The 8,392-nt window shown below is 51.7% G+C and carries 10 protein-coding genes; all 10 read left to right on the top strand.

All coding sequences use genetic code 11. From position 1 onward, the window contains the following. Nucleotides 1-210: hypothetical protein (locus KB557_RS07150; protein WP_255132720.1), on the top strand; the 210-nt coding region annotated here is incomplete at its 5' end. 25 nt (nucleotides 211-235) lie between these two features. After that, entirely contained in the window at nucleotides 236-1,417 is a 1,182-nt protein-coding gene (locus tag KB557_RS07145; RefSeq protein ID WP_255132718.1) for a coenzyme F420-0:L-glutamate ligase, read from the top strand. A 37-nt stretch (nucleotides 1,418-1,454) separates the two neighbouring features. Continuing rightward, the gene (locus KB557_RS07140; protein WP_255132715.1) at nucleotides 1,455-2,483 is read left to right on the top strand and encodes a hypothetical protein; all 1,029 of its coding nucleotides are present in this window, start codon (nucleotides 1,455-1,457) and stop codon (nucleotides 2,481-2,483) included. After that, the gene (gene ruvX, locus KB557_RS07135) at nucleotides 2,474-2,956 is read left to right on the top strand and encodes a Holliday junction resolvase RuvX (RefSeq protein WP_255132713.1); all 483 of its coding nucleotides are present in this window, start codon (nucleotides 2,474-2,476) and stop codon (nucleotides 2,954-2,956) included. Before KB557_RS07140 ends, ruvX begins: the two co-directional genes overlap by 10 nt. 19 nt (nucleotides 2,957-2,975) lie before the next feature. Continuing rightward, the gene (locus tag KB557_RS07130; protein ID WP_255132722.1) at nucleotides 2,976-3,536 is read left to right on the top strand and encodes a DUF3727 domain-containing protein; all 561 of its coding nucleotides are present in this window, start codon (nucleotides 2,976-2,978) and stop codon (nucleotides 3,534-3,536) included. Continuing rightward, nucleotides 3,533-4,060 carry a YqeG family HAD IIIA-type phosphatase gene (locus tag KB557_RS07125; RefSeq protein WP_255132710.1) on the top strand — a complete coding sequence of 176 codons (528 nt, stop codon included), beginning with the start codon at nucleotides 3,533-3,535 and terminating at the stop codon, nucleotides 4,058-4,060. The genes KB557_RS07130 and KB557_RS07125 overlap by 4 nt, the downstream gene beginning before the upstream one ends. Further along, a complete protein-coding gene (proB, locus tag KB557_RS07120) occupies nucleotides 4,060-5,199 on the top strand; it encodes a glutamate 5-kinase (protein WP_255132708.1) in 1,140 nt (379 codons plus the stop codon). Before KB557_RS07125 ends, proB begins: the two co-directional genes overlap by 1 nt. A gap of 15 nt (nucleotides 5,200-5,214) precedes the next feature. Further along, a complete protein-coding gene (gene lpxD / locus KB557_RS07115; protein WP_255132706.1) occupies nucleotides 5,215-6,246 on the top strand; it encodes a UDP-3-O-(3-hydroxymyristoyl)glucosamine N-acyltransferase in 1,032 nt (343 codons plus the stop codon). Between the two features lie 39 nt (nucleotides 6,247-6,285). Next, nucleotides 6,286-7,365 (top strand): 3-isopropylmalate dehydrogenase, encoded by a 1,080-nt coding sequence (gene leuB, locus KB557_RS07110; RefSeq protein ID WP_255132704.1) that lies wholly within the window; start codon nucleotides 6,286-6,288, stop codon nucleotides 7,363-7,365. A 59-nt stretch (nucleotides 7,366-7,424) separates the two neighbouring features. Next, complete coding sequence (locus KB557_RS07105) at nucleotides 7,425-8,327, top strand: phosphoribulokinase (protein WP_255132702.1); 903 nt, start codon at nucleotides 7,425-7,427, stop codon at nucleotides 8,325-8,327. Nucleotides 8,328-8,392 lie beyond the last annotated feature (65 nt).

The following is an 8,392-nucleotide window of genomic DNA, read 5'->3' as shown; positions in this document are numbered from 1 at the left end:
CCTCACACCTCTATCGCATATCTGTTCTCAATACCGCTTTCGCAATATCGAAAACGCGACAGAAGAGTCGGTTCCTTAAGCTTTTCGGTTGTCCAGGTGCGTCGCCTTTCGACGACTTGTGAACCGTATCACAGCAAGATCAACGTCCGAACCGATAAATCACCGGTTCTTAACGAAATCGTGCTGAACACAACCACTCCAGAAACTTAGCAGATGGGGGCTTACTCTCTCCGCCATGGAGCTACTGCAACTGACATTCACTTTTTTCGCCCTAAGCCTTGCTGGCCTTGGGCTTCTATTGCTTTGGCTTGAAGCAAGACATCGCCTAGAGCCGAGTTCACCACTAAAACTGAAATTTGAAGCTTGGAGCGTGTCGATATCGCCTGGGCGTTACTGCGTTGAAGGTTTTGTAACCATCAACAACCCCCATGGCCAGATGGAAGTGTTTGTACCGGAACTCAGGGCAAAACCGCGTTTACTCGCCAGTGAAAGCCTTAAAAACATCACACTCACCACAAGGGTGGAGCCTCGTCATCCCGATGAGGAAAGCCGCGCTGATGATTATTGGTTTGCTTACATCGTTAAAGGGCACAAGAGCACCCAGGCAAAAATTTCCATATGGATTGAAGGTGAGCAGCTAGAGCAACGGCTTGATTCGCTTTGGGTAGATATCCACTGGGTGAATTACGGCCCCTTTGGACGCCTAAAGAAACGTGAGGGTTTACTTGTGCCCCTCAAGCACCCTGCCCCAGTTCAACCGCAAGACGCCAAATGGAGAGAGGGCGATCACTGTTATGTGTTGGCAGTACCCACCCATCTGCTTGGGGTACTCGACAACGTTGAAACAATCCTTCGCCACTACGCCGGAGCGGTTTTACAACCGGGCGACATTCTCACCATTGCCGAAAGCCCCTTAGCAGTAATGCAAGGCAGATATCAGCATCCATCCGAAATAGTTCCCTCGGCATTAGCCAGGACACTTTGTCGCGTATTTCATCCCACCAGCAGTCTTGCCACCGCTTGCGGACTGCAAAGCCTGATCAATTCAGTTGGCCCTGCAAGGGTATTGATGGCATGGTTGCTTGGCGCTCTTTTAAAACTTGCAGCTATTAAAGGTGGGTTTTATCGATTAGCAGGCCCCCAGGCGCGATTAATCGACGACGTAACTGGATCTACCCCTCCATACGACCAAACAATTGTGATGGGTCCTGAAGATCCTGAAAAAGTGGTGCAGCTAATGGCAGCAGCCTTGGGCCATGGGGTGGCTGTAGTGGATGTGAATGATCTGGGCCGAGTAAAAATATTGGCCGCCAGCAGGGGGTGCGATCTCAAGTTGCTTGAGCGAGCCCTGAAGCCAAATCCAGCTGGCAATGCCAATGAACGCACGCCATTAGTGGTTGTTAGGCCCCGATCCTGAACACACCTAGATAAAGTTTCGCAATATGGGCTACGCCATGGAGTCTCAACTGCAGCACCAAAACCTGCAGGTTGAGCTCTTGCAGCTGAGCCACCTTGCTGAGCTGCAAAGACCAGAACTGCAATATCTAGCAACTCAACTGCAGAAATTAGTTTTTTTAAGACCCATTTCCGCCCTTAAACCGTGGCTTGCCCCATCAAGTTCACCTGCACCCTTGGCCCTTGTTGCTGTTAGCGATGACGGAGCATGTGTGGGATTGTTGCTTGCTGAACCCTGCAATCGCAGAGGAAGTTGCTGGCGCCTTGAGGTTTTGGAAAGTTGGGGGGATGCAGTATCTCCGTTAGATGTAGAGAGCTGTCTTTTAAAAGCGGCTTTAGAGCAGGCTCCCGGTGCCATGGCCTGGGTTGCAAGGGCTGCCAGCAACGCTGAACAAACCTTGGCGGCTCTAAGGGAACAGGGTTTTCAAATCCTCCAACATCAACAGGCATGGCTGCTTAATTCGCTAAGGAAACTAAAAGCTGTTGCGGTATTGCCAGAGCCCTTCCAGTTTCAGCCCCTAAGCCGGGCCAGCGCAGTGTTGCTGTTGCAGCTTGAACTTGCAGCAACACCAAGCCACTTGCGCCAAATGCAAGATCTGCGCAGCGAAGATCTTTTGGCTGATTCCCAAGTGGATTCCCTTTTGTTGGTAGATCTTCAACGCCACCAAGCGGTGGCTGGAGCAAGGCTGCTTAGGCGGCGTCATAGGGGCCCCACTGAAATTGAATTAAGCCTTCATCCCGGCTGGAAACACCTGCTGGGAGACATCCTTGGCTTGTTACTCACTAACGCTGCCGATAAACACCTGCCCGCCTTAATTCGCTGCGACATTAGTAATTCTGAAGGTAATGAATGGCTTGCTCAACAAGGAGCACTGCAAATCCAAGAGGAGCTTGTGCTCGCCCGTAGCCTTTGGCGCCGCAATGAATTGGTACCCCCCCCCGGACTTGCCAGCCGCACCATCGAACGCTTGGTTGGCCAATGGCAACCAAGGCAACGGCCAGTTCCAGAAGCAATGCGTTGGCGTTGAAGCAGCCACCCCAGCCCCGTTCAGTTCTGGCAATCGATGTGGGAAAAAAACGCATCGGTTTAGCTGGATGCGATCCTCTTGGGCTAACGATTTCGCCATTACCTGCAATTGCCCGGGGAATTTTCTCTCGAGATCTGCTTATTTTTAAATCCCTGGTGCAGCAACGCCGCTGCGAAGCATTAATCGTTGGAATTCCCCTAGATCAAGCCCAACAACCAACCCCCCAAGCTGAATATTGCAGGCGTTACGGCAACCAGCTGGCACAGGCGTTAGCAATGCCCCTCGCTTGGGTTAATGAACATTGCAGCAGCTGGTGTGCAGCTGAAAGTTTGCAGCTCCATGGCGATCGCAGCGGAGCTTTAGATAGTGCTGCTGCTGCCTTGTTGCTCGAGCAATGGCTGCAGGAAGGACCTGAACCGGTCTATGCGGCGGCCATTAGTGACAGCACAGCAGCGAGCCTTGAGGGATCCTGATGTAGTTGCAACAGAAACGATGGGCGAAACCTCCTCTCTTTCGGGATCAAATGATGTGCCCACAATTGTGGTGCGCGATGGCCAAGGTAAGGAACTGCTGTGTTTCTTAGAACAACTGATCCCCCTTGATGGCCACGACTACGCCTTGCTCACACCAGTGGACACCCCCGTTTGCTTATTTCGCCTTAGCGACGATGAAGAGCCAGAACTGCTGGAAGGTTTAGATGCCAGTGAGCCAATACTTTCAACCGCCGAAGTGGTGCTCCAGGAACATGAACTTTCTTTGGTGCGTTCTGCCGTAACCCTCACCGTTGTTGGAGAGCTTGAAGAACCAGATCCAGACGACTTCGACGAAGATGAAGATGCCGATGGAGATGATGACGATGATGCAGAAACCTACGAATTATTAGTTAGTTTCATGGTGGCAGAAGAGGAATACGGTTTATACATTCCCCTTGATCCTTTCTTTGTGGTGGCCCGCATGCAAAACGACCATGCCCTGCTGGTGGAAGGTGAAGAGTTCGAGCGGGTGCAGCCACGCATCGAAGCTGAATTGGAGGAGCGGGAGTCTCAGGATTGAACCTGCGTGAGTTGCTAGAACCCAATTGGGTGGCCAAGGGCAGTGTTTGTGATTTGCCCTTGGAGGTATTCGCCGATCTAAACATCAAGGCCTTAGTGCTCGATGTGGATTGCACCTTGCTGCCTCAACACAGCCAAGAAATCCCGGCAGATGTATTGGTATGGCTCAATAAAGCGCGCCATCAATGGCGTTTGCACCTATTCAGTAACAATCCGAACCGCCGCAGAATTGAAGCAATTGCTAATGCCTTTGATCTGCCTTTTACGGCAGGAGCAGGCAAACCAAGACGCGGCCCTTTAAGGCTTGTGCTTAATCAATTGAAATTGCCTGCTGCTCAAGTTGCCCTTATTGGCGATCGAGTTTTCACAGACGTGCTTGCAGGAAACCGTCTTGGGCTATTCACAGTTCTGGTACATGCCGTTGGCAGTGATGGCAAACCGAGCAATAAAAACACTTTGCAGCGCAGCGAACGCAGATTGGCGCGCTGGCTGGGGGCCCGGATGGATCAGGGATTGCCTCACTGATGAGTCGCACTTTGGTGGTGAAAGTGGGCACCAGTTTGTTGCGGGGCAATAAAGGGCTCAGCACAGCTCAGTTCATCGCAGGACTAGCCGCAAGCCTGAGTGCTGAACGGGCAAAAGGCCATGGTGTTGCCCTTGTAACCAGTGGTGCTGTAGGGCTCGGCTGCCAAGAGCTGGGGCTCGAAACAAGGCCCAAACTCGTTGAGGAATTACAAGCAGCGGCAGCCATCGGTCAAGGTCAACTGATGGGGCTTTATGCCCATGCTTTCAAAAGCCATGCTCAAACCGTGGCCCAGGTGTTAATAACCCGCGGCGATCTGGCTTCAAGGCGTCGTTTTCTAAGTGCTAGCCGCACCCTTCAACAACTTCTTAGTTGGAATGTGGTGCCGATTATTAATGAAAATGACACCCTGGCCACTGAAGAACTGCGTTTTGGAGATAACGACACCCTTTCAGCCCTAGTGGCCGTAGCTCTACAAGCTGACGAATTAATTTTATTGACGGATGTGGATCGTCTTTATTCCAGCGATCCCCGTCAAAACAATGGGGCAACACCAATCGATGAAGTGCAAAACCTTGCTCAACTAGATGCCCTTCAAACCGATGCCGGCACTGGAAATGTATGGGGCACTGGCGGGATTACAACAAAATTGGCGGCAGCCCGCATTGCCACCGCTAGTGGCATCCAAGTGAGGTTGGCTGATGGACGTGATCCGCTTGTTTTATCCGAATTATTGGCTGGTCGCTGCCATGGCACCCGTTTTTTAGCAAGCCTCTCACCCATACCTGATCGCAAACGCTGGTTGGCCCACGCCCCAGTGCCCCAGGGCGATCTACTGGTGGATGAGGGGGCAGCAAGAGCCTTGCTCGATAAGGGTGCTTCCCTGTTGGCTATCGGAATTATCAAAGTTAATGGGGAATTTGAACGTCAAGCGCCGGTACGCATCCTTACTAGTGATGGCCTTGAATTAGGGCGCGGTCTTTGTGCTTACGCCAGCAAAGAACTACAGCGCTGTCTTGGTTTGAGCTCTCATTTAGTGCAGCAGTTTGAGCCTCAGTTGCCGGAGGTGGTGATTCATCGCGACCAACTGGTAATAACTGCCATTTCAAGCGTTAGCACTACGATCCCGGCCAAGCTCTGAGTTATGAGGCCTGCCATGCAATTCAGCACATTGCTAACGCATCTTTCTGGGGGAGAAAATCAGCCGCTCTTTCTAGGCGATGATCCCGAATTAAAGGCCGCAGCAGCCCTTGATCAAGCAAGCCAAGGGGACTTGAGTTTTCTTGAACCCGGCAATGCCCTGTTGGCTGCATTGGCTGAAACAAGCGCCTCCGCCCTGCTGCTACCCCCAGATCCCGAGCTCCATGCAAAAGCAACTGAAAGGGGAATTGCCTGGATTTCACTAAAAAATCCAAGGCTTGGTTTTGCAGAGGCCTTAGAGCAGCTCTATCCCAAAAGCCCACTGCCCTGCGGGATTCATCCCACTGCTGTGGTGGATGCAACTGCGGTGCTCGCTGAAGGAGTGCATGTGGGAGCGCTTGTGGTGATTGGTGCAAACAGCCGCATAGGGGCCGGCTGCATCTTGCATCCAGCCGTTGTGATCTATCCAGATGTAGAAATCGGCCCGGGCTGTGAACTGCATTCTCATGCGGTGTTGCATCCAGGCAGCCGGCTTGCAGAAGCATGCGTTGTGCATTCCCATGCAGTTATCGGCAGTGAGGGGTTCGGCTTCGTACCCACCGCCAGCGGCTGGCGCAAAATGCCTCAAACCGGTTTAGTGCTGCTGGAAGAAGGGGTGGAGGTGGGCTGCGGCTCCACCATCGATCGCCCAGCAGTGGGAGAAACCCGCATTGGTGCTGGAAGCAAAATCGATAATTTGGTACAGGTTGGCCACGGCGTAGTAATTGGCAAAAATTGCGCAATTGCCGCTCAAGTAGGTATTGCCGGCGGAGCAAAGCTGGGCAATGGCGTAATTCTTGCTGGCCAGGTGGGGGTGGCAAATCGCGCTGTTATTGGTGATGGCGCCATTGCTTCTTCAAAATCAGGAATCCACGGCGAAGTAGCAGCTGGAGAAGTTGTTAGTGGTTATCCAGCAATACCAAACAGACTTTGGCTGCGCTGTTCTGCGGTTTTTAGCAAATTACCCGATATGGCTCGCAATCTGAGGCAGCTGAATCAATCGAACTGACGCGATAGGTTGCGACTAGCTATCAACACTTAAGCGGCAATGGGCAATTACCAAATCACCCTTCTGGCCGGAGATGGGATCGGCCCCGAGATCACTGCTGTTGCGGTGAAATTACTGGAAAAAGTGGGCCACCAATTTGGCTTTCAATTGAATTTCAATCATCAACCGGTGGGTGGTGCGGCGATAGAGGAATTTGGGCAACCTTTGCCCCCCAGCACTTTGGAGGCTTGCAAAAACAGTGATGCTGTGCTTTTAGCCGCCATTGGCGCCCCTAAATACGACGCTTTAGCTCGGGAGCTAAGGCCGGAATCCGGCTTGCTTGCCTTAAGGGCTGGCCTTCAGTTATTTGCCAACCTCAGGCCTGTTGCGATTGTGCCGGCTTTATTAGGAGCAAGCAGTTTGCGGCCTGAAGTGATTAGTGGCGTGGATTTATTGGTGGTGCGTGAACTTACGGGAGGGATCTATTTCGGCCAGCCAAAAGGCCGGGTGCAGCTAGAGAACGGAGAGGAGAGGGGCTTCAACACCATGACCTATTGCAGTTCGGAAGTAGATCGAATCGCCAAGGTTGCCTTTGAGCTGGCTCAACAAAGACGTGGAGAGCTTTGTTCTGTAGATAAAGCAAATGTTTTGGATGTAAGCCAGCTCTGGCGTGACCGGGTAACTGCCATGGCCGGTTCTTATCCAGACGTGAAGTTATCGCATATGTACGTAGATAACGCTGCAATGCAATTAGTACGGGAACCGCGTCAATTTGATGTGCTGCTCACCAGCAATTTATTTGGCGATATTTTGAGCGATGAGGCAGCAATGCTCACCGGTTCGATAGGCATGCTCCCCTCTGCTTCTTTAGGAAGTTCAGGCCCCGGTTTATTCGAACCCGTGCATGGTTCAGCCCCAGATATTGCTGGAGCAGATGTGGCCAACCCCCTAGCGATGGTGCTATCTGCGGCAATGCTTTTGCGGATTGGCCTTAAACAAGAGGGGGCAGCCAAGGCCCTTGAAACCGCTGTTGAATCTGTGCTGGAAAAAGGTTTTCGCACCGGTGATCTGATGGCTGACGGTTGCAAAAAGATTGGTTGTGCAGCGATGGGGGAAGAACTGCTCAAGGCTCTTGCTTAGTCAACTAGCCGAATTTGGCCGATGCTCTGACAAAATTTGCTTAGTTAGTAGTGCTGCTGATGTCCAAGCTTCACCCAATCGTTGCCGTTACCGGATCCTCAGGAGCTGGCACCAGCACTGTTAAACGCGCTTTTGAGCATATTTTCACCCGCGAAGGGATCACACCAGCAGTGGTGGAGGGTGATAGCTATCACCGCTACGAACGCGCTCCCATGAAAGAAGCAATGGCCAGCGCCTTAAAAGCAGGTGAAAACTTCTCCCATTTCGGACCGGAAGCAAACCTTTTCGACAAATTAGAAGAGCTATTTCGTAATTACGCTAAAAGCGGCGGCGGTGAAAAGCGCTACTACTTACACAGCCCCGAGGAAGCAGCTGAACATAATGCTCGCCTTGGCACTGATTTGAACCCAGGCCAATTCACCCCTTGGGAGCCAATTCCAGGGTCTACCGATTTGCTGTTCTACGAAGGGCTGCACGGTGGAGTGGTGGGAGATGGCTACGACGTGGCAAGCCTTGCCGATTTACTTGTTGGTGTAGTGCCAATCACCAACTTGGAATGGATTCAAAAAATTCACCGCGATAATGCTGAACGCGGTTATTCAGCCGAAGCAATCGTTGACACAATCCTGCGCCGTATGCCGGATTACATCAATCACATCTGCCCCCAATTCAGCCTCACAGACATCAACTTTCAAAGAGTGCCCACGATCGATACCTCAAACCCCTTTATCTGCCGCAGTATCCCCGCCCCTGATGAAAGCTTCGTAATCATTCATTTCCGCAAAGGAGCTCGCGATAAGTTTGATGTTGATTTCACCTACTTACTAGACATGATCCACGACTCCTTCATGTCTAGCCCAACTTCAATTGTTGTGAACGGAGGCAAGATGGGATTTGCGATGGAGCTTATTCTCACCCCCATCATTCATCGCATGATTGAACAAAAGCGCCAAAAAGCTTGATATTTACTCATTAAATTAGCTAGGCTTCATTGGTGACAATTCCGTCTTTTGCCATCGATGGCGCT

It is taken from the genome of Synechococcus sp. Cruz CV12-2-Slac-r, assembly GCF_024346075.1.
In the GTDB taxonomy this organism is placed as follows: Bacteria; Cyanobacteriota; Cyanobacteriia; order PCC-6307; family Cyanobiaceae; genus Synechococcus_D.
This window is presented reverse-complemented; position numbering and strand designations above follow the sequence as displayed.

What these genes read in the sequence shown, in the direction of transcription:
- KB557_RS07105 (WP_255132702.1), top strand. Translation starts at nt 7,425, where the DNA reads ATGTCCAAGCTTCACCCAATCGTTGCCGTTACCGGATCCTCAGGAGCT.
- lpxD (WP_255132706.1), top strand. Translation starts at nt 5,215, where the DNA reads ATGCAATTCAGCACATTGCTAACGCATCTTTCTGGGGGAGAAAATCAG.
- leuB (WP_255132704.1), top strand. Translation starts at nt 6,286, where the DNA reads ATGGGCAATTACCAAATCACCCTTCTGGCCGGAGATGGGATCGGCCCC.
- KB557_RS07130 (WP_255132722.1), top strand. Translation starts at nt 2,976, where the DNA reads ATGGGCGAAACCTCCTCTCTTTCGGGATCAAATGATGTGCCCACAATT.
- KB557_RS07145 (WP_255132718.1), top strand. Translation starts at nt 236, where the DNA reads ATGGAGCTACTGCAACTGACATTCACTTTTTTCGCCCTAAGCCTTGCT.
- proB (WP_255132708.1), top strand. Translation starts at nt 4,060, where the DNA reads ATGAGTCGCACTTTGGTGGTGAAAGTGGGCACCAGTTTGTTGCGGGGC.
- KB557_RS07140 (WP_255132715.1), top strand. Translation starts at nt 1,455, where the DNA reads ATGGAGTCTCAACTGCAGCACCAAAACCTGCAGGTTGAGCTCTTGCAG.